The following is a 17,810-nucleotide window of genomic DNA, read 5'->3' as shown; positions in this document are numbered from 1 at the left end:
TCGGGTGGGATAGCCCATTGAAAAGAAAGGGGCATTATAAAGGCTGAAACATGTCGTGACCTCCTGTCTGAACAGTTGACTGGTTTTATTTCCCCACCAAGGGATAATCGACCCTTCCCCCCGCATTTCGAGGGCATTTACATCTATGTGGTACAACGGCCTGCTCGACTTGTCGGCCTGGCAACTGGTCGGCATCACCCTGTTGATGACCCACGTGACCATTGTCAGCGTCACGGTCTACCTGCATCGCTACTCTGCGCACCGGGCCCTTGAGCTCAACGGCGCGCTCAAGCATTTCTTCCGCCTCTGGCTGTGGCTGACCACGGCGCAGAACACCCGCGAGTGGACGGCGGTCCACCGTAAGCACCACGCCAAGTGCGAAACACCCGACGACCCGCACAGCCCTGTGCACAAAGGCCTGAGCACGGTGTTGCGCAAAGGCGCCGAGCTGTATCGTGAAGAGGCCCGCAACCCAGACACCCTGCGCATCTACGGCAAGAACTGCCCTGATGACTGGATCGAGCGCAACCTTTACTCGCGTTACAAACTGGGCGGCATCGCGTTGATGGCCGTGATCGACCTGCTGCTGTTCGGCACCCTCGGTATCACCATCTGGGCGGTCCAGATGATGTGGATCCCGTTCTGGGCTGCCGGTGTCGTCAACGGCCTGGGCCACGCGTTCGGCTACCGCAACTTCGAATGCCGTGACGCGGCCACCAACCTGGTGCCGTGGGGCATCGTGATCGGTGGTGAAGAGCTGCACAACAATCACCACACCTACCCCAATTCGGCCAAGCTGTCGGTCAAGCGCTGGGAGTTCGACATGGGCTGGGCGTGGATCCGCCTGTTCTGCCTGCTGCGCCTGGCCAAGGTGCAGCGTGTGGCGCCGATTGCCCATCGGGTGGAAGGCAAAGGTAGCCTGGACATGGACACCGCCATGGCGATCCTCAACAACCGCTTCCAGATCATGGCCCAGTACCGCAAATTGGTGATCGCCCCACTGGTAAAGCTGGAACTGGCGCGTGTCGACGCCTCGGTGCGCCACCACTTCCGCCGTGCCAAGCGCCTGCTATCCCGTGAAACCAGCCTGCTCGAAGACCGCCACCATGTGCGCATCGAATCGATGCTTGCGCACAGCCAGGCCTTGAAAACCATCTACGAAAAGCGCCTGGCCTTGCAGCAGATCTGGGCCCGCACCAGCGCCAACGGCCATGACATGCTGGCCGCCATCAAGGACTGGGTACACGAAGCCGAAACCAGTGGTATTCAAGCCCTGCGCGACTTCGCGGCACAGCTGAAAACCTATTCCCTGCGCCCGACCGGCGCCTGATCGCCGTTGATCGGCACGCCCCAGCATGGGGCGTGCCAGCTGGAACTTCCCCACCTCGCCCCCACTCAAACCCCGCACATCGCCCGCGTGGCGGGCAGGATGCTGGCCGCACGCTTTCACGTCGAGACTCGCTACGTGCACATGGCCAAGAATATTCCAATGACATCGCCAGGCCCGGTACCACCGGGAGCCGCCCGCACTTTACTGGCGCTCCTTCATGCGCAAGGTGAAGTCGCCCGCCTGAGCGAACGCGAACAGCTGTTCAGCTCGTTGCTCGAGAGTGTCAACGCGGTGCTCTGGGCCTTCGATTGGGAAACACGCGAAGTGCTGTACGTAAGCCCCGCCTACGAGCGCATCTTCGGCCGCCCGGCCAGCCTGGTACTGGCCGACTTCAACGAGTGGCGCGACAGCATCTACCCCGACGACCTGGAATACGCCGAGCGCAGCCTGGCCCAGGTGCTGCTCAAAGGCGCGGTCGAGGACCGCGAGTACCGTATCATCAATGCCGACGGGCAAGTGCGCTGGTTGAGCGACAAGTGCTACATCAACCAGCAGCATGACGGCGACCGCGTGATCATCGTCGGCATTGCCGAAGACATCACCGAGAAAAAGCAGCTGGAAGGCGAGTTGCAGCGCCTGGCCACCATTGACGTGCTGACCCAAAGCAGCAACCGCCGGCACTTCTTCGAATGCGCCCAAGCGGCGTTTGACAGCGCCCGGGAAAACGGCACGCCGTTGGCCTTCCTGTTACTGGACATCGACGACTTCAAACAGATAAACGACAGCTATGGCCACCAGGAAGGCGACCAGGTGCTGCAGCACATCGCCGACAGCGGCAAGGCCGTGTTGCGCCGTGGCGACCTGTTCGGGCGTATTGGCGGCGAAGAGTTCGCAGCAGTCTTCCCAGGGTGCAGTGCCGAGCTGGCCGGGCAGATAGCCGAGCGGCTACAGCGGCAGATTCAGCGTTTGAGCTTCAGCCATGGGGCGCACACTTACGGGGTAACGGTGAGCCAGGGGCTTACCGGGTTGACCGCTGAAGATGTGGCGCTGGACAGCCTGTATGCCCGCGCCGATGCGGCGATGTACCAGGCCAAGCGGCAGGGCAAGAACCAGATCGTGCGCGGTTGAACCCCCTTACGCCTGCCCGGCTCAAGGAGCATCGTCGGCTTGTATCGGGCCTTCAGCCGCGGGCTGCGAACTGGTTTCGGGGTTCTCCACCTTGCGCAACCGGGTCAGCTCCGGCAAGCCCATCTTCAGCAAACGCGCCGTCTTGCCACTGGCAATCTTCGCCAGCCCCTGCCCAGCCGGTAGCCGCGCCAACTGCCCGGCCAGGTTCATGGCCAGAATATCGCGCGAGTACACCCCGCCACCGAGTTGATAGATCGCCGCGATCAGCTCGCGTAAAGCCAACGGCAAGCGCCAGCGGGTGCGCAGCGCCGAGCCGAATGCGGCACCGAACTCGTTGAGCGACAACTGGACCTTGTCTTCGTCCAGCTCGCCGCCCGCCAGGCGCCATTCCTGCAGGCAGCGCAGCACCGCCAGGTCGCCCAGGCAATGCAGCAACCCTGCGCAATAGCAAAGCCCTTCGTCCAGCGCCAGCAGGCGCGCCAGCGTACGGCCATATTCGGCGGTGTGCAGGGACAAATCCCAGTACTGCGCCGCATGCTGCGCCAGCAAGGGGTCGCTGAGGCGGGCACTGCGCTTGAGGGTCATGCCCAGAATCAGGTTCATGCTTTGCGTGCTGCCCAGCTTGTTCAGGGCTTGCAGCAGGGTTTGCACCGGTGCTTCACGGTGCAGCGCTGCGCTGTTGGCAGCCGCTATCAGCACCGCGGTCACTTGCGGGTCACGGCAGACTTCTTCTTCCAGCACTTTCAGGTTCAGGCCCTCAGGGTTCAGGGCTCGCTTGATCGCCACCTGCAAATCGGCCAGCAGCGGCCCGCCATCGGCAGTAGCCCGGCGCTGTTCGAGGTAAGCGCGCAGGCTGGCACCGGGCTGCAAGGGCGGCACCGGGCAGGCGATTTCTTCGCCCACGCCCAGCAGCAACTGTTCCAGGCGCTTGCGCAGGTTACCCAGGTTCAGGGGCTTGCTCAGGTACGCCGTGGGGTGCAGCGGCAGGGCTTCACGCACACTCGCACTGTCGCTGCGGTTGCTCATGAGGATGAACGGCAACCCCGACCCTTTGGCGCGTACTTTGCGCAGCAGGTCGAGGCCGTCGATGCCAGCCAGCTCACGTGCTGCAATGATCAGGTCCGGCTTGGCGGCCAGGGCGCTGAGCGCTTGCGAGCCGTCGGCGCAGACCTGAAGGCGGGCATCGCAGCGAACGCTCAGCAGCATCTCGCTGAGCATGTCGCGTACCCATGGGTCGCCTTCGACGATCAGTACGCTCGGTGGGGTGGGCTCTGCAGCGTTCATCGCCAACTACTCCTGTAAATCCTTGCCTCAGCCTTTTACAACGTGCTGGGCGCATCATCCAACAACCATAGCCTCCGACGCATCACCGGGCATAAAAAAACCCGCCGAGGCGGGTTTTTTCTGAAGCGCATCACATCAGGCAAGTTCAGCGAAGCACTCTTCGATGATGGCCAGGCCTTTGTCCAGCAGCGCGTCTTCGGCGGTCAGCGGAACCAGAATCCGCAGAACGTTGCCGTAGGTGCCGCAAGACAGCAGGATCAGGCCTTTTTCGCGGGCTTTGGCCACAACCTGGCCAACAGCAGCGGCGTCAGGAGTGTGGGTGCCTTTCTGGAAGACTTCGACGGCAATCATCGAGCCCAGACCACGAACGTCGCCAATGATCGGGTGCTTCTTCTGGATTTCACGCAGGCCGGTGGTCAGGCGCTCACCCACTGCCTTGCTGCGGTCCAGCAGTTTCTCTTCTTCGAACACTTCGATCACGGCCAGGGCTGCGGCGCAAGCGATCGGCGAGCCGGCGTAGGTGCCGCCCAGGCCACCCGGAGCGATAGCGTCCATGTACTCGGCCTTGCCACATACACCGGCCAGCGGGAAGCCGCCGGCGATGGACTTGGCAAAGGTGGTCAGGTCAGGCGCAACGCCCATCTGCTCCATGGCGAAGAAGGTGCCGGTGCGGCCAGCGCCGGTCTGAACTTCGTCGGCGATCAGCAGGATGCCGTGCTGGTCGCACAGGGCGCGCAGGCGCTTCATCAGCTCTTTAGGCGCTGGCAGGAAGCCGCCTTCGCCTTGTACAGGCTCCAGGATGATTGCAGCGATGTCGCGTGGCTCTGCGTCGTTCTTGAAGATGCGCTCGACCGAGGCGATGGCGTCGTCAACGCTCACACCGTGCAGCTCGCTCGGGAACAGGGCGCGGAAGATGCCGCCTGGCATCAGGCCCATGCCTGCGGAGTACGGCACGACCTTGCCGGTCAGGCCCAGGGTCATCATGGTGCGGCCGTGGTAGCCGCCGGTGAAGGCGATAACGCCGGCACGGCCAGTGGCGGCACGGGCGATTTTCACGGCGTTTTCAACGGCTTCCGAGCCGGTGGTGACCAGCAGGGTCTTCTTGTCGAAGTCGCCTGGGACCAGCTTGTTGATCTTTTCGCACAGCTCGACGTAAGGCTCGTAGGCCAGCACCTGGAAGCAGGTGTGGCTGACCTTGGTCAGCTGCTCTTGCACGGCTGCAACCACTTTCGGGTGCAGGTGGCCGGTGTTCAGCACTGCGATGCCGCCGGCGAAGTCGATCAGTTCGCGGCCTTCAACGTCGATCACGGTCGAGTTCTTCGCGCTGTCGACGAAGATCGGGTGAATCTGGCCAACGCCACGCGGGACGGCAGCTACACGACGTTGCATCAAGGATTCGTTGGTCTTGCTCATAATGCCCTCATTGCGCCGACAGTAATGGCGCTTTTATTCGGGGGTGGCTGGGAGTGCTCGCGAACAGTATTCGTTGATCGACTGCCACAAGCGCCCTGGCCACCAGGTACTGCAATGTAAAAAAGGCCAGCGAGACGTCGCTCTCGCGCCCCGCTGGCAGAGGTAAAGCCGTTACCGTGCGATCAAACGCTGATGCACAGGTATTTGATTTCGAGGTAGTCCTCGATACCGTACTTGGAACCTTCGCGGCCCAGGCCAGAAGCCTTGATGCCACCGAATGGCGCCACTTCGTTGGAAATCAGGCCGGTGTTGATACCCACCATGCCGTACTCCAGGGCTTCGGCAACACGGAACACACGGCTCATGTCGCGGGCGTAGAAGTACGAAGCCAGGCCGAATTCGGTGTCGTTGGACATGGCGATGACTTCGGCTTCGTCCTGGAAGCGGAACAGCGGCGCCAGTGGGCCGAAGGTCTCTTCCTTGGCGACAGCAGCAGTTTTCGGTACATCAACCAGGATGGTCGGCTCGAAGAAGTTGCCTTCGATCAGCTTGCCGCCGGACAGCACCTTGGCGCCTTTGGAAACGGCGTCTTCGATATGCTCCTGAACCTTGGCGACAGCCTTGCCGTCGATCAGCGGGCCAGTGGTGGTGCCATCTTCCAGGCCGTTACCGATCTTCAGCTTGGCCACCGCAGCCGCCAGCTTCTCGGCGAACGCGTCGTAGACGCCGTCCTGCACGTAGATACGGTTGGCGCAGACACAGGTCTGGCCGTTGTTACGGTACTTGGAGATGATCGCGCCCTCGACCGCCTTGTCCAGGTCGGCGTCGTCGAACACGATGAACGGGGCGTTGCCGCCCAGCTCCAGGGAAACCTTCTTGATGTCCTTGGCGCATTCTTCCATCAGCTGGCGACCGATTTCGGTCGAGCCAGTGAAGGACAGCTTGCGTACCAGGGAGTTGCCGGTCAGTTCACCGCCCACTTCACCAGCGCTGCCGGTAACCACGCTCAGCACGCCAGCCGGGATACCGGCACGGTGGGCCAGTTCGACCAGGGCCAGGGCGGAGTACGGGGTTTGCGAAGCAGGCTTGAGCACCATGGTGCAGCCAGCGGCCAGGGCCGGGCCGGCTTTACGGGTGATCATGGCAGCCGGGAAGTTCCACGGGGTGATGGCCGCGGTTACGCCGATTGGCTGCTTGATGACGATCAGGCGCTTGTCTGGCTGGTGGCCCGGAATGGTGTCGCCATAAACACGCTTGGCTTCTTCGGCGAACCACTCGATGAACGAGGCGGCGTAGGCGATTTCGCCCTTGGCTTCGGCCAGCGGCTTGCCTTGTTCGGTGGTCATCAGGCGAGCCAGGTCGTCCTGGTTCTCGATCATCAGTTCGAACCAGCGACGCAGCTTGGTCGAGCGCTCTTTGGCGGTCAGGGAACGCCAGGCCGGCAGGGCCTTGTCGGCAGCTTCGATGGCGCGGCGGGTTTCCGCGGTGCCCATCTTAGGCACGGTACCGATGACTTCACCGGTGGCCGGGTTGGTCACCTTGATGGTCTGGCCATTGTCCGCATCCAGCCACTCACCGTTGATGTAGGCTTGCTGGCGGAACAACTGAGCGTCTTTGAGCTGCATGTCGGCTTCCCGAATTGTTGATTGTTGAAAAGCGCCCAAGGCAGGGCATCGAGCGTTTGAAATCTCAAACGAATGCTAAGCGGCTGCTGGGGTGTTGGACAATAGGCTGTTCGAAAAAAAGAACGAATGGTTGAACAGCCTGGCGGAAAAGTCATCATTTGCGTACTGGCAACCGGCCCTTTCGCGGGCACGCCCGCTCCCACTGGGTGGAAGCGGCTTCAGCCGCGAACCGGCCGGCACAGGCAACCGGGAAAAAAGGCTACAGATCAAGGCGATGGACGCGACCGGCGCAGATGGGTATCATGCGTGCGCGTTGCACTCGTAGCTCAGCTGGATAGAGTACTGCCCTCCGAAGGCAGGGGTCGTGGGTTCGAATCCCGCCGAGTGCGCCATATCAAAAAGCCCTGGGCCTGTGCCCGGGGCTTTTTCATTTGTGCGACATGTCGCGTTTCTGGCACTCCCGTGCCACTGGCCATTGATGTTAGCGTGGGCGTCCTCCCGTTGCTCCAACGGGTACCCCATAACAATCCATGGCGAAGGAATGCGCGCAACCATGCACCTGAAAAAACTCACCGCCACCACCCTGTTGCTGGCCAGCATCGGCCTGTTCACCCAACCGGCCCAGGCCAACCTCACTCAGCAACAGGCCGCGGCAATCGTCAAAACCTTCGACGGCAGCGACCCGCGTGACTTCAAGCAGTTCCTCGGCAAGCTCAAAGGCAGTGACCTGGCCAAGGCCGATAACCTTGAGGCGACACTGCAGGCCTACCTGAACGGCAAACCGCTGGCCGCCGGGCAACAGGACGAGATCAACCGCCTGCTTGGCCTGTATACCCGCATCAAATACGGCAAGGCTGCCACTGAAACCCTGCGCGAACTGGTGGCTATTCCAACCTACAACGTCGAGGGTACGCCGCAGTACGAAAACCCGGCGTTCCTGAAAATCGCCGACAAGATCAAAGCACTGGCCGACAGTTTCGGCCTGGCGTTCCGCAACATCGATAACCGGGTTTACGAAATTTCGCTCGGCAGCGGCAAGGAAGTGATCGGCATCCATGCCCACGCCGATGTGGTGCCGGTCAATCCGGACAACTGGAAGCTGGCCGACGGCACCCGCCTGGACCCGTTCAAGGTCACCCTGGTTGGCGACCGCATGTATGGCCGCGGCACCGAAGACGACAAGAATGGCATCGTTGTCGCGATGTATGCGTTGAAAGTGGCCAAGGACGAAAACCTGCCACTGGCCCGCCAATTCAAGCTGCTGATCGACACGACGGAAGAAACCAGTGGGGATGCGATCCCCTATTACTTCGAGCGCAACCCCACGCCTGATTACAACCTGGCGCTGGATGGCGGCTACCCGGTGGTCATTGCCGAGAAGGGCTACGGTACGATCATGGCCAGCTTCAGCAAACGCCCGGCCACGGGTGAAGGTGCTGAAATCATCAACCTGACTGGCGGGCTGGCCACCAACCAGATCCCCACCACCTCGGTCGCAACCCTGGCCACCGACAACCCGGCAGCACTCGCCAAACAACTGCAGCAAGCCGGCGCCGGGTATGTAAAGCAGCACGGTGGTGACTTCAGCATCGACGCCAAGGCCGACGGCAAGCAGGTGGTGCTGACAGTAACCGGGGTTTCCGCGCATTCCTCGGAGCCGGAGTCCGGGGTAAACCCGGTTGCACGCATGCTCGACTTCCTTGCTGGCGTGGGCCAGCAAGTACCGCTCAAGCACAACCAATTCACCGACGCCGCCCGCTACGCTGCCGACAACTGGGGCCTGGACTACCTGGGCAACAAGCTGGGCGTGGCCTTCAAAGACCCGTTCATGGGCCCGCTGACCGCGTCGTTGACCTATGTAGGGGTGGCCGACAAAGGGTTGAAACTGGCGGTGAACCTGCGCATTCCCAAGGGCAAGCCGCTTGCCACCATCAAGGACGAACTGGCCACCAGACTGGACAAATGGACCCGGCAGAGCCGCACCTCGGTGGCCTTCGACTATAGCCTGGACGAACCGATGTATCGCAACCCCGAGGGCGAGTGGGTGAAGGCTCTGCTGGCGGTGGCCAGCGAGAACCTGGGCATGAAGCATGAGTTCGGCACCTCGGCGGGTGCCACGTCGGTACACGACCTGCCCAATGGCGTGCAGTTCGGCCTGGCCATGCCAGACGTGAAGTACACCGGGCACAACGACAACGAGTTCAAGACGGTAGAGCAGTTCATGCTGGACCTGCAGGTCGTCAGCGAAATGGTCGCGCGGATCGGGCAAATGCCGAACCTCTGATCGGCTGCACCGGTAAAGCCGCTCCCATAGGGTGCATCACAGGCTCTGAGGCCAATGACACACCTGTGGGAGCGGCTTTAGCCGCGAAGAGGCCCGCATAGGCGCACACCGATGACGTTTTTCAATCGACTCCATGCCGTTTCCTGCATTGCCGTGCAGAGCGCCGTACCGGATGCTTTAGTTACACCGAGACAGCGCTTTTCCACCCGCAGAGGCCCGTATGAAGACCGTCGAACAAATCCTCAAGACCAAGTCCCAGCACCAGACCGTGTACACCATCGGCCCGGATGACTCGGTGCTCGACGCCCTGAAAATGCTGGCGGAGAAAAACATCGGTGCACTGCCGGTAGTCGAGGGCAAGCAGGTGGTGGGTATCGTCAGTGAGCGCGACTATGCACGCAAGCTGGTGCTCAAGGGCCGCTCTTCTGCCGCCACCCCGGTACGGGAAATCATGAGTGCACCAGTGGTCACGGTCGAGCCCAGGCAGAACCTCGAGTACTGCATGAACCTGATGACCGACCGCCACCTGCGCCACTTGCCGGTCGTGAGCAATGGCGAGCTGCTAGGGCTGTTGTCGATCGGCGACCTGGTGAAGGAAACCATTGCCGAGCAAGCCAGCCTGATCAAGCAGCTGGAGCAATACATACGCGGCGAATAAGCGCTTTCAGTGGTAGCCGCGCTCCAGTTCGTCCAGCTGGTGGTCAAAACTGCGCAGGCGCGCCGACCAGGTGTAGACCAGCACTTCGAGGTCGCGATTGAGCACAGCGGTATTGCCATGCCCGCTTTGCGTGGGTTCGCCCAGGTCCAGCTGGTAGCGCTCGCGGGCCATGGCCTGGGCCACGCTGGACAGGTCGCGGGCGTTGGCCAGCCAATGATGATGGTGGTCGTGGATTTCGCGGTCGAGCACCCGGCACTGGCGCTTCAGCGCATCAAGGCTTTGCTCCAGCGGGGTGCCCTTGAGTTCGCCCATGACCTCTTCGAAAGTGCGCCCCGAATGCCAGTAGCTCCCCCAGAAATAACGATCGAAGACCGTTTCGACGCGGCGTAGCGCAACTTTGGTGTTCCAGATGGTCAGCAACGTGCGCCCCTGGATCACTTCGCGCTTGTTCAGGTGCAACTGCTGCCAGGCGACCCAGGCCAGCGCCACCACGGCGACAGCCACGGTGACCGCGGCGGCGGCGTAGAGGAACTGCACCGCCTGGTTCAGTTGATGCGCCTGCCTGATGCCGTAGAAGTAACTGGCCGTCAGAATGCCCAGGATGGAAACGGAGCACCAGAAACCTGATACGTAGGGATCTTTCATCGCGCTATCCCCGGTTGTTTTCCTGAGCATAGCAACGGCCATTCACTCGTCAGGTGCCGCTCGGCGCTTTATTTTTTCAGGGGGTGAAGCGCCTCGTTGAGTTGGTCGATCATCGGGATCCAGTCGTCATCGGCGATGTATTTTTCTTTCAGGAACGCGCGCTGCGAGTCGCTCCAGAAAGGCGCATCTACCAGTTTCACATCGTCCTCGAGCGGTGAGTGTGTCGTGATAAAGCGGTCGATTTCGACCGGGTCGTCAGACAGCCCCAACTGTTTGAAGATTTCCGACAAAGGATGAATCGGCTTGTCCATGTTTCCTCCTCGGTGCCGGGGCGTGCATCGAAGCTGCCGGCCCGGCATGGGTTGAGAGCACCAGTTGCAAGTTCGGCTCCATGCTCATGTGAAACGGATGATCGTGATCATCCGCCCCCTGATAGACAGCACCCCGACGGACAAGACTCGATCGAACCTGCATTTATCGCAGCGCGCCTGTCAGACGGGTGCGCGGCGCAAGGTCGCCAGGAACGCCGCCGCACCGATGAACAACCCGGCAAACGTGCGGTTCAAGCGCTTCTGCTGCCTGGGAGTACGCAACAGGCGCAATACCCGTGCGGCCAAGCCGGTGTAGCCCGCCATTACCAACAGGTCGACACTGACCATGGTCAGGGTGATTGCCACATACTGCGGCAGCAGCGGTGCATGCGGGTTGATGAACTGCGGCAGCACCGCAAGCATGAACACCAGCGCCTTGGGGTTGCTGACGTTGACCAGGAAACCGCGGAACATCAGGCTCAACGGCCTGCCGATGGGGCGCACGCCCGACTCATCGGTCATGGCCATTGGCAGCGCACGCCATTGCTTGTACGCCAGGTAAACGAGGTAAGCGACGCCAAACCACTTGATGAACTGGAACGCCGTGGCCGAGGCGGCCAACACGGCGCCCACGCCGGCGGCGATGATGGCGATTTGCAAAATCAGGCCCAGTTGCAGGCCCAGGGCATTCCAGTAACCGCGCCAGAAGCCGTATTGCAGGCCACTGGACATCGAGGCAATCGCCCCGGCGCCAGGGGAAAGGCTGATCACCCAGCAGGCGGCAAAAAAGCCCAACCATACTTCCATCGACATCACACACCTCGCTCGCACTAATGTTGCAAAAGATTAAGCTAAGGTGTTGGTGAAAATATGACCAGCAAATTTTGCAGAATTTAGCGTGCTTGTGCGGGCTGTGTCAGTCCGCCTCGAGCAACACGTCCTTGTGCATGGCCTGCACTTCGGCCCCCCGCCAGCGCCGCACCGACTTCTGGAAGAACTGGCTGTTCGGCACCTGCACCAATGCCCCGCCTGCCTCGGGCACTTCCAGCAGGGTAGTGAACAGCAGGTTGATGGCGATTACCCGGCCCTTTACGCCCGGCTTGTCGAGGGTGTCGACCAGCTCGACCACATCACCAATACGAAACGGCCCGACCGTGAAGATCAGCACCGCGCACAGCAGGTTGGACAGTACGCTCCACATGGCGAAGAACGCCACCGCCGCCACCGCCACGAAACCGGACAGGGCCGTCCACAGCACCGTTGCCGAAACCCCCAGGCGCTCCAGCACGAACAGCAGCGCGCTGCCCATGATCAACCAGCGCAGGCCACCGCGCACGGGCACCAGCAACTCCGGTGGCAAGGGGTAGCGCTGGCCCAGGCGGCTGAGGCCACGGGCCACGATGCGCTGCAGGACAAAAGCCACCGCCAGGATAAGGAGGATCTGCAAGCCCAGCCATAAGGTGTCCATCCACTGCCCAGGCAGCAACCCACGCAGCTCCTCCATCAGGACAGCGCCTCAAGCTCGGCTTGCATGCTTTCGAGGGTTTCCAGCGCTTCCATCCAGCCCTCTTCCAGCTCCCCTTCACGTTGCTTGAGCTTGGTCTGGCGCGCCAGCAGGTCACGCAATTGATCCTTGCGCGCCGCATCGTAAAGGCCGGCGTCGCCCAGCGCCGTCTCGATTTCGGCCAACTGCGCGTGCACCTGATTGAGCTCGGCTTCCAACTTGTCAGCGGCCTTCTTGTGAGGGGCCAATTGCTGGCGCAAGGCCGCGGCGGCCTGGCGCTGGGCTTTCTTGTCGGTCTTGTCCGGGTTGACCGGCGCAGTACTGGCCGGCGCGCTGCGCTGGCGATACTCGACCAGCCAACGGCTGTAGTCGTCCAGGTCACCGTCGAAGGTGTCGACCTTGCCGTCAGCGACCAGCAGGAAGTCGTCGGTGGTGCTCTTGAGCAGGTGACGGTCGTGGGATACCACTACCACGGCGCCGGCGAACTCCTGCAAGGCCATGGTCAGCGCCAGGCGCATTTCCAGGTCGAGGTGGTTGGTGGGTTCGTCGAGCAGCAGCAGGTTCGGCCGTTCCCAGGCGATCAGCGCCAGCGCCAGCCGTGCCTTCTCGCCACCGGAGAAGTTCACCACCGGCTCGTCGCAACGGGCGCCATGGAAATCGAAGCCTCCCAGGAAGTCGCGCAGGGTCTGCTCGCGCTCGGCGGGGGCAATGCGCTGCAAGTGCAGCAGCGGGCTGGCCTTGTCGTCCAGCGAGTCCAGCTGGTGCTGGGCAAAATAACCCACGGCCAGGTTCTCGCCGCGGACCAGCCGGCCGGACAACGGCGCCAGCTCACCGGCAAGGTTCTTGATCAGCGTCGACTTGCCTGCGCCATTCGGGCCGAGCAGGCCAATACGCGCGCCCGGGGTGAGTTGCAGCTTGACCTTGTCGAGGATGGCTTTGTCGCCATACCCCAGGCGGCCTTCGGACATGCTCAACAGCGGGCTGGAAATTTTCTGCGACTCGCGGAAGACGAAGTCAAATGGCGAATCGACGTGCGCCGCCGACAGCTCCTCCATGCGCTCCAGGGCTTTGATCCGGCTCTGCGCCTGGCGCGCCTTGGTGGCCTGGGCCTTGAAGCGGGCGATGTACTTTTCCATGTGCGCGCGCTGCGCCTGCTGCTTCTCGTAGGCCTGTTGCTGTTGCGCCAGGCGTTCGGCACGGGTGCGCTCGAAGGCGGTATAGCCGCCCTTGTAGAGGTTCAGCTTGCGCTGCTCTACATGCAGCACATGGTCGACCACGGCATCGAGGAAGTCACGATCGTGGGAAATCAGCAGCAGCGTGCCAGGGTAGCCCTTGAGCCAGTCTTCCAGCCACAGAATGGCGTCGAGGTCCAGGTGGTTGGTGGGCTCGTCGAGCAGCAGCAGGTCGGACGGGCACATCAGCGCCTGGGCCAGGTTGAGGCGCATACGCCAGCCGCCAGAGAAGTCACCGACTCGGCGGTCCATCTGCTCGTTGGTAAAGCCCAGGCCGGCCAGCAGCTTGCGGGCGCGAGCGTCGGCGGTGTAGCCGTCAGCGCTTTCCAGCTCACTGTGCAGGCGCGCCAGGGCGGTGCCGTCGTGCGCTTGCTCGGCAGCCGCCAATTCGGCCTGGACCTTGCGCAGGCGCACGTCACCGTCGAGCACATAGTCCACGGCCAGGCGATCGAGGGTATCAACCTCCTGGCGCATGTGGGCGATGCGCCAGTCGCCGGGCAGCTGGCAGTCGCCGGCATCGGGCGACAGCTCACCGCGCAGCAAGGCGAACAGGCTGGATTTGCCGGCACCGTTGGCGCCGATAAGACCGGCCTTGTGACCGGCGTGCAGGGTCATCTCGGCGCCTTCTAGCAAGCGCTGCGGACCACGCTGTAAAGTGAGGTTGGATAGTCTGATCATGATGGTCGCGGAGTCTACCAGCTTCCTCGGCCCATAGCGCGAGTGGAACCATGCACACCGACCTGTGGAATCACGCCCTGGCCTTGTACGCCAGGCCTGGCGTAGAAGCCGCCTGCCTTGAACTGCAAACACTGGGTGGCGATGTCTGCCTGCTGCTGTGCGCCACGTGGTTGCAGGCGCGTGGGGTTGCCGTGACGGACCAGCGCGCGCAGGCATTGCACGGCATTGCCGACCCCTGGCAACGGACAGTGGTCACCCCGCTACGCGACCTGCGCCAGCAATGGCGCGCGGCAGCACAGCTGGATAGCCGGCTGGCACTTGTGCGCGAGCAAGTGAAAGGGTTGGAATTACAGGCAGAAAGAGCGTTGCTGGAACGCTTGCAAGAACGTGCCCAGCAGTGGCCCGCGGACTCTGCTGAGCCCACGGGCGACTGGCTGGCCCGGCTGGTGCCGGACCAGGGCCGACAACATGACGCGTTGCTGCAGCTACGCGCCGCGGCTGCAGCGCTTCAGGACGCCGAAGACGGTGCCTGAGCAGGCGTGCTGGCCGGCGCCGATGGCGCTACCGAAGTGGCCGAGTTGGCATCAGCGGCCGGAGTGCTGGGGGCAGGTGTAGCCGGTTTGGCAGCGGCTGGCTTGCTGGCGGCAGGCTTGGCAGCCGGTTTCGCTGCGGTACGTGCTGGCGACTTGGCTGCAGCTGGCTTGGGCGCAGGTTTAGCGGCGGCTGTTGCTTTGGCGACTGGCTTGGCTGCGGGTTTTGCGGCGGCAGTGGCCTTGGCGGCTGGCTTGGACGCAGGTTTTGCGGCGGCAGTGGCCTTGGCGGCCGGCTTGGCCGCAGATTTTGCGGCGGCAGTGGCCTTGGCGGCTGGCTTGGCCGCAGGTTTAGCGGCGGCAGTGGCCTTGGCGGCTGGCTTGGCCACAGGTTTCGCGGCAGCAGTGGCCTTGGCGGCTGGCTTGGGCGCAGGTTTTGCGGCGGCGGTGGCCTTGGCGGCTGGCTTAGACGCAGGTTTTGCGGCGGCGGTGGCTCTAGCTGCTGGCTTGGCTGCGGTAGTGGCTCGACCGGCTGGCTTGGTCGCCGGCTTGGCAACAGCTGGCTTGGCCGTTTTGGCTGCACGCTGGTCAAGGGCCTTGGTCGCGGCTTCACGCACTTTGCCTACACCTTGGGCCAACTTGATGCTGTCTTGGGCATCGCGCTTGAGTTGCTGAATGTAGGCGCGCGTCTGGGTTTGACGCTCCTTGAGGGAGTCCAGCAGTTCTTCAAGTTCAGCGCTGGCTTTTTGCGCTTTGGTCTGTGCCTTGGCTTTACCGGCCTTGGCTGCACCTTGCAGTTTCAAGCGAGCGTTGTGCAGTTTTTCCTGCGCTTTGCCACGCTGCTTTTCCAACTTTGCCAGCAGTTTTTCCGCATCAGCCAGCGCTTGCGAGCAGGCTTCTTCCAAATGTTCGAGCAAGCTACCCGAAAGTTGCTGGAGCAGGTGTAACGGCGTACTTACTGGCTTCTTTTTGGCCGACATGGTTTACCTCCTGGCTGACGAGAGTGCGGCTCATACTATGCTTCTGCTGCTACCGCCGCTAGGGCATGTTGACCGTAATAGTTACGCCGCGTTGCATGCCTGGGCAACGTTGTAAGCTTGCAGCTGCGGGTAAGTGTAGATGCTGGACAAAGCCTTGCCGCGCCGCTGCCCTGTTGCGACTCAAAGCCGCACCCACGCAAAGCCGCGAAAAAGCCAATACACCTATTCAACACTGGCATACTTCCACGCTCATTGGCGCAGGAACTGACCATGCCTCGATTTCTTGTTTTAGGTTTATGCCTGCTGGCGCCCCTCGCCCTGGCCGACAGTGATGAACGCGATCTCGCCTACAGCCTTGGGGCCAGCCTGGGCGAGCGGCTGCGCCAGGACATGCCGGGCCTGCAACTGGATGCCTTGGTCGATGGCTTGCGCCAGGCCTACCAAGGGCAGCCGCTGAAGCTCGACAAGGCACGCATGCAGGCCGTGCTGCAGCAGCATGATGCACAGGAAAGCGATGACCAGGCGCAAAAGCAGCAAGCGGCGGAAAAACGCTTCATGGCTAATGAGCGGGGGCGTTTTGGCGTGCATGAGTTGCCAGAGGGCGTGCTTTACAACGAGCTGCAGGCAGGAAGTGGCGCGCAGCCGAAAGCCGGTGGCAAAGTGCAGGTGCGCTACGTAGGCAGGTTGCCGGACGGCTCGGTATTCGACCAGAACCAGACGCCACAGTGGTTCAGCCTGGGTTCGGTGATCGAGGGGTGGCAGGTAGCGTTGCCGCAGATGCACGTCGGCGCCAAGTGGCGCCTTGTCATTCCATCCGCACAAGCCTATGGGGCCGAGGGCGCAGGCGACTTGATTCCACCCTATACCCCCTTGGTATTCGAGATCGAACTGCTGGGGGTTGGCGACTGACGCCAACCATCAGGCCTGTACCGCGCCCTCTTCCTTGTGCGCGTTGTGCAGCACTTCGATCAGGCAGTCTTCCAGTTCGAAGCGCTCATGCAGCAGGCCACCGAGCTTGCCCAGTTTTTCGCCAAAGCGCTCTGTGTCCTTGCACTCAGCTTTCGCACAATGGTCGTTGAAAGCCAACGCGATCTGCGTGATGTCATTAATGCGTGGGTTGATCTCTTCGGCCAGCTTCAGTGCCTTCTCGTCACCGAAAGCCTTGGCTTCCCTGACCAGCTGCTCGCAGACCTCGAAGTGCCACGCCGAACAGTAGTCCACAAGCAGGCCACAGAAATCCCCGTTCGTATCCTTGTCGGCGAAGGCCAGCTCTTTGGCGCGCAACGCGCGGAAAGACTGCACCAATTCCTTGCGCTCCTCCAGCCAACGATCAATAAGTTCGTGAACCCCACCCCAGCGTTCCTGAGCGTTCTGACAACTATCGAGCATGGCGATCTCTTCCCTTCTGGGTAGATGCCGCTGCACCTCGCGCTGCGAAGGCGCGCACAAAGGTGATATCAGCAGGACGGCATCGAGCAGTTGTGTTTTGAGTATCCGTGCTGCGAGATTATTCCCGCACGTGTTGCCCTTCAAGGTACGCAGTGGACAAACTTCATACAAGTGTTTAATACCGTGTTACATGGCCATTGGTCATTCTGATGACTCAACCTTGCGCCAGGTCAAGCGCCTGCCAGCGTGCGGAAACGATACGCCAGCAGGCAACTCGCGGGCAGCGCCGCCAGCAGCAGGAAAGCCAACAGGCTCCACTCGGGAAGGGTCAGGTCGAGAAAACTCCAGCTCAGCGCGCTGCACTCCGGGCCGCCGAATAGCAGTTGCCGGGCCGCCTCCACCCAACCCTGCTCGAATACACGCCCGATCGGCAGCGGGCATGCATCTACAACCCTTTCAGCACCCTGCAGCCAGACCTGCCGCGCGGCCAGCGCCGCCCCGCCCAGCGAGCAGGCCAACGTCGCCCATGCGTAACGCCGCAGGCCACGTGCACGCGGTGCCTGCAGCACGCTGGCCAGGCTCAGCAGGGCATACAGGGCTAGCAGCAACCGCTGGCTCAAGCGCAACGGGCATGGCACCAGCCCAAGCATGTTATCCAATTGGAAGGACGCAGCCAGCACTGCCAGTGCGGCCAGGCAAGCAGGAAGAAACAAGGTGCGCAAACGGGCCAGCAGCATGGGTGGTGAAGGTCCCGGGATGAGAGTGTGGCCTGGAACGGTAGAGGAAAGACGGGCTTTGTTTCAAGGCGCTACAGCAACG

At 62.1% G+C, this 17,810-nt stretch carries 17 protein-coding genes and 1 tRNA gene; 7 read left to right on the top strand and 11 right to left on the bottom strand.

Translation table 11 applies throughout. From position 1 onward, the window contains the following. Positions 1–145: 145 nt before the first annotated feature. On the top strand, positions 146–1,330 hold the full coding sequence (gene desA / locus FPB55_RS00880) for a delta-9 fatty acid desaturase DesA (RefSeq protein ID WP_125855087.1): 1,185 nt from the start codon (positions 146–148) through the stop codon (positions 1,328–1,330). 99 nt (positions 1,331–1,429) lie between these two features. Beyond that, the gene (locus FPB55_RS00875; protein WP_029884782.1) at positions 1,430–2,458 is read left to right on the top strand and encodes a sensor domain-containing diguanylate cyclase; all 1,029 of its coding nucleotides are present in this window, start codon (positions 1,430–1,432) and stop codon (positions 2,456–2,458) included. 21 nt (positions 2,459–2,479) lie between these two features. Here FPB55_RS00875 and FPB55_RS00870 read toward each other — a convergent pair whose 3' ends face one another. The 3 genes from FPB55_RS00870 to gabD all read right to left on the bottom strand — a co-directional run bounded on the left by FPB55_RS00870 (position 2,480) and on the right by gabD (position 6,780). Beyond that, positions 2,480–3,742 carry a response regulator gene (locus tag FPB55_RS00870; RefSeq protein WP_009682218.1) on the bottom strand — a complete coding sequence of 421 codons (1,263 nt, stop codon included), beginning with the start codon at positions 3,740–3,742 and terminating at the stop codon, positions 2,480–2,482. Positions 3,743–3,877: 135 nt separating this feature from the next. Next, positions 3,878–5,155, bottom strand: coding sequence for a 4-aminobutyrate--2-oxoglutarate transaminase (gene gabT, locus FPB55_RS00865; RefSeq protein WP_029884784.1), 1,278 nt, complete (start codon positions 5,153–5,155; stop codon positions 3,878–3,880). 182 nt (positions 5,156–5,337) lie between these two features. Then, on the bottom strand, positions 5,338–6,780 hold the full coding sequence (gabD, locus tag FPB55_RS00860) for an NADP-dependent succinate-semialdehyde dehydrogenase (protein WP_144187354.1): 1,443 nt from the start codon (positions 6,778–6,780) through the stop codon (positions 5,338–5,340). Positions 6,781–7,095: 315 nt separating this feature from the next. Between gabD and FPB55_RS00855 the strand changes: the two genes are divergently transcribed. The 3 genes from FPB55_RS00855 (at position 7,096) to FPB55_RS00845 (ending at position 9,722) form a co-directional block, all read left to right on the top strand. Further along, positions 7,096–7,172 (top strand) — tRNA-Arg (locus FPB55_RS00855). Between the two features lie 161 nt (positions 7,173–7,333). Then, positions 7,334–9,064, top strand: a complete 1,731-nt coding sequence (locus tag FPB55_RS00850; RefSeq protein WP_009682214.1) for a dipeptidase — start codon at positions 7,334–7,336, stop codon at positions 9,062–9,064. Positions 9,065–9,284: 220 nt separating this feature from the next. Beyond that, positions 9,285–9,722: a CBS domain-containing protein gene (locus FPB55_RS00845; protein ID WP_009682213.1), complete on the top strand. Its 438-nt coding sequence runs from the start codon at positions 9,285–9,287 to the stop codon at positions 9,720–9,722. A gap of 6 nt (positions 9,723–9,728) precedes the next feature. On the opposite strand, the gene FPB55_RS00840 is transcribed toward FPB55_RS00845, so the two are convergent. From FPB55_RS00840 to FPB55_RS00820, 5 genes are all read right to left on the bottom strand, one after another. Beyond that, a complete protein-coding gene (locus tag FPB55_RS00840; protein ID WP_009682212.1) occupies positions 9,729–10,367 on the bottom strand; it encodes a hypothetical protein in 639 nt (212 codons plus the stop codon). A gap of 68 nt (positions 10,368–10,435) precedes the next feature. Continuing rightward, positions 10,436–10,678 (bottom strand): DUF2789 domain-containing protein, encoded by a 243-nt coding sequence (locus FPB55_RS00835; protein WP_009682211.1) that lies wholly within the window; start codon positions 10,676–10,678, stop codon positions 10,436–10,438. A gap of 180 nt (positions 10,679–10,858) precedes the next feature. Continuing rightward, entirely contained in the window at positions 10,859–11,491 is a 633-nt protein-coding gene (locus FPB55_RS00830; protein WP_009682210.1) for a LysE family transporter, read from the bottom strand. Between the two features lie 103 nt (positions 11,492–11,594). Next, complete coding sequence (locus FPB55_RS00825) at positions 11,595–12,182, bottom strand: mechanosensitive ion channel family protein (protein WP_009682209.1); 588 nt, start codon at positions 12,180–12,182, stop codon at positions 11,595–11,597. Then, the gene (locus FPB55_RS00820; protein ID WP_009682208.1) at positions 12,182–14,092 is read right to left on the bottom strand and encodes an ATP-binding cassette domain-containing protein; all 1,911 of its coding nucleotides are present in this window, start codon (positions 14,090–14,092) and stop codon (positions 12,182–12,184) included. The genes FPB55_RS00825 and FPB55_RS00820 overlap by 1 nt, the downstream gene beginning before the upstream one ends. 50 nt (positions 14,093–14,142) lie before the next feature. Here FPB55_RS00820 and FPB55_RS00815 point away from each other — a divergent pair, with 50 nt between their 5' ends. Next, positions 14,143–14,625 carry a TIGR02444 family protein gene (locus FPB55_RS00815; protein WP_009682207.1) on the top strand — a complete coding sequence of 161 codons (483 nt, stop codon included), beginning with the start codon at positions 14,143–14,145 and terminating at the stop codon, positions 14,623–14,625. Here the strand turns inward: FPB55_RS00815 and FPB55_RS00810 are convergent. Further along, complete coding sequence (locus tag FPB55_RS00810) at positions 14,601–15,602, bottom strand: AlgP family protein (protein WP_125855089.1); 1,002 nt, start codon at positions 15,600–15,602, stop codon at positions 14,601–14,603. The genes FPB55_RS00815 and FPB55_RS00810 overlap by 25 nt on opposite strands. Before the next feature lie 270 nt (positions 15,603–15,872). Between FPB55_RS00810 and FPB55_RS00805 the strand changes: the two genes are divergently transcribed. Then, positions 15,873–16,511, top strand: coding sequence for an FKBP-type peptidyl-prolyl cis-trans isomerase (locus FPB55_RS00805; protein ID WP_054881269.1), 639 nt, complete (start codon positions 15,873–15,875; stop codon positions 16,509–16,511). 9 nt (positions 16,512–16,520) lie between these two features. On the opposite strand, the gene FPB55_RS00800 is transcribed toward FPB55_RS00805, so the two are convergent. Together FPB55_RS00800 and FPB55_RS00795 are read right to left on the bottom strand one after the other, a co-directional pair. Then, positions 16,521–16,991: an Rsd/AlgQ family anti-sigma factor gene (locus FPB55_RS00800; protein WP_009682203.1), complete on the bottom strand. Its 471-nt coding sequence runs from the start codon at positions 16,989–16,991 to the stop codon at positions 16,521–16,523. A gap of 230 nt (positions 16,992–17,221) precedes the next feature. Continuing rightward, the gene (locus FPB55_RS00795) at positions 17,222–17,728 is read right to left on the bottom strand and encodes a disulfide bond formation protein B (RefSeq protein WP_009682202.1); all 507 of its coding nucleotides are present in this window, start codon (positions 17,726–17,728) and stop codon (positions 17,222–17,224) included. Positions 17,729–17,810 lie beyond the last annotated feature (82 nt).

It is taken from the genome of Pseudomonas sp. BJP69, assembly GCF_007633355.1.
GTDB classification, from domain to species: domain Bacteria; phylum Pseudomonadota; class Gammaproteobacteria; order Pseudomonadales; family Pseudomonadaceae; genus Aquipseudomonas; species Aquipseudomonas juntendi.
The sequence above is the reverse complement of the archived record's forward strand: the minus strand, read 5'-3'. Positions and strand labels throughout refer to the sequence as shown.

Bases quoted from the DNA above. Each gene is read 5' to 3' on its own strand.
- FPB55_RS00830 (WP_009682210.1), bottom strand. From the start codon at position 11,491: ATGTCGATGGAAGTATGGTTGGGCTTTTTTGCCGCCTGCTGGGTGATC.
- FPB55_RS00820 (WP_009682208.1), bottom strand. From the start codon at position 14,092: ATGATCAGACTATCCAACCTCACTTTACAGCGTGGTCCGCAGCGCTTG.
- desA (WP_125855087.1), top strand. From the start codon at position 146: ATGTGGTACAACGGCCTGCTCGACTTGTCGGCCTGGCAACTGGTCGGC.
- FPB55_RS00795 (WP_009682202.1), bottom strand. From the start codon at position 17,728: ATGCTGCTGGCCCGTTTGCGCACCTTGTTTCTTCCTGCTTGCCTGGCC.
- FPB55_RS00810 (WP_125855089.1), bottom strand. From the start codon at position 15,602: ATGTCGGCCAAAAAGAAGCCAGTAAGTACGCCGTTACACCTGCTCCAG.
- FPB55_RS00850 (WP_009682214.1), top strand. From the start codon at position 7,334: ATGCACCTGAAAAAACTCACCGCCACCACCCTGTTGCTGGCCAGCATC.
- FPB55_RS00840 (WP_009682212.1), bottom strand. From the start codon at position 10,367: ATGAAAGATCCCTACGTATCAGGTTTCTGGTGCTCCGTTTCCATCCTG.
- FPB55_RS00845 (WP_009682213.1), top strand. From the start codon at position 9,285: ATGAAGACCGTCGAACAAATCCTCAAGACCAAGTCCCAGCACCAGACC.
- FPB55_RS00805 (WP_054881269.1), top strand. From the start codon at position 15,873: ATGCCTCGATTTCTTGTTTTAGGTTTATGCCTGCTGGCGCCCCTCGCC.
- gabD (WP_144187354.1), bottom strand. From the start codon at position 6,780: ATGCAGCTCAAAGACGCTCAGTTGTTCCGCCAGCAAGCCTACATCAAC.
- FPB55_RS00815 (WP_009682207.1), top strand. From the start codon at position 14,143: ATGCACACCGACCTGTGGAATCACGCCCTGGCCTTGTACGCCAGGCCT.
- FPB55_RS00875 (WP_029884782.1), top strand. From the start codon at position 1,430: ATGCTGGCCGCACGCTTTCACGTCGAGACTCGCTACGTGCACATGGCC.
- gabT (WP_029884784.1), bottom strand. From the start codon at position 5,155: ATGAGCAAGACCAACGAATCCTTGATGCAACGTCGTGTAGCTGCCGTC.
- FPB55_RS00835 (WP_009682211.1), bottom strand. From the start codon at position 10,678: ATGGACAAGCCGATTCATCCTTTGTCGGAAATCTTCAAACAGTTGGGG.
- FPB55_RS00800 (WP_009682203.1), bottom strand. From the start codon at position 16,991: ATGCTCGATAGTTGTCAGAACGCTCAGGAACGCTGGGGTGGGGTTCAC.
- FPB55_RS00870 (WP_009682218.1), bottom strand. From the start codon at position 3,742: ATGAACGCTGCAGAGCCCACCCCACCGAGCGTACTGATCGTCGAAGGC.
- FPB55_RS00825 (WP_009682209.1), bottom strand. From the start codon at position 12,182: ATGGAGGAGCTGCGTGGGTTGCTGCCTGGGCAGTGGATGGACACCTTA.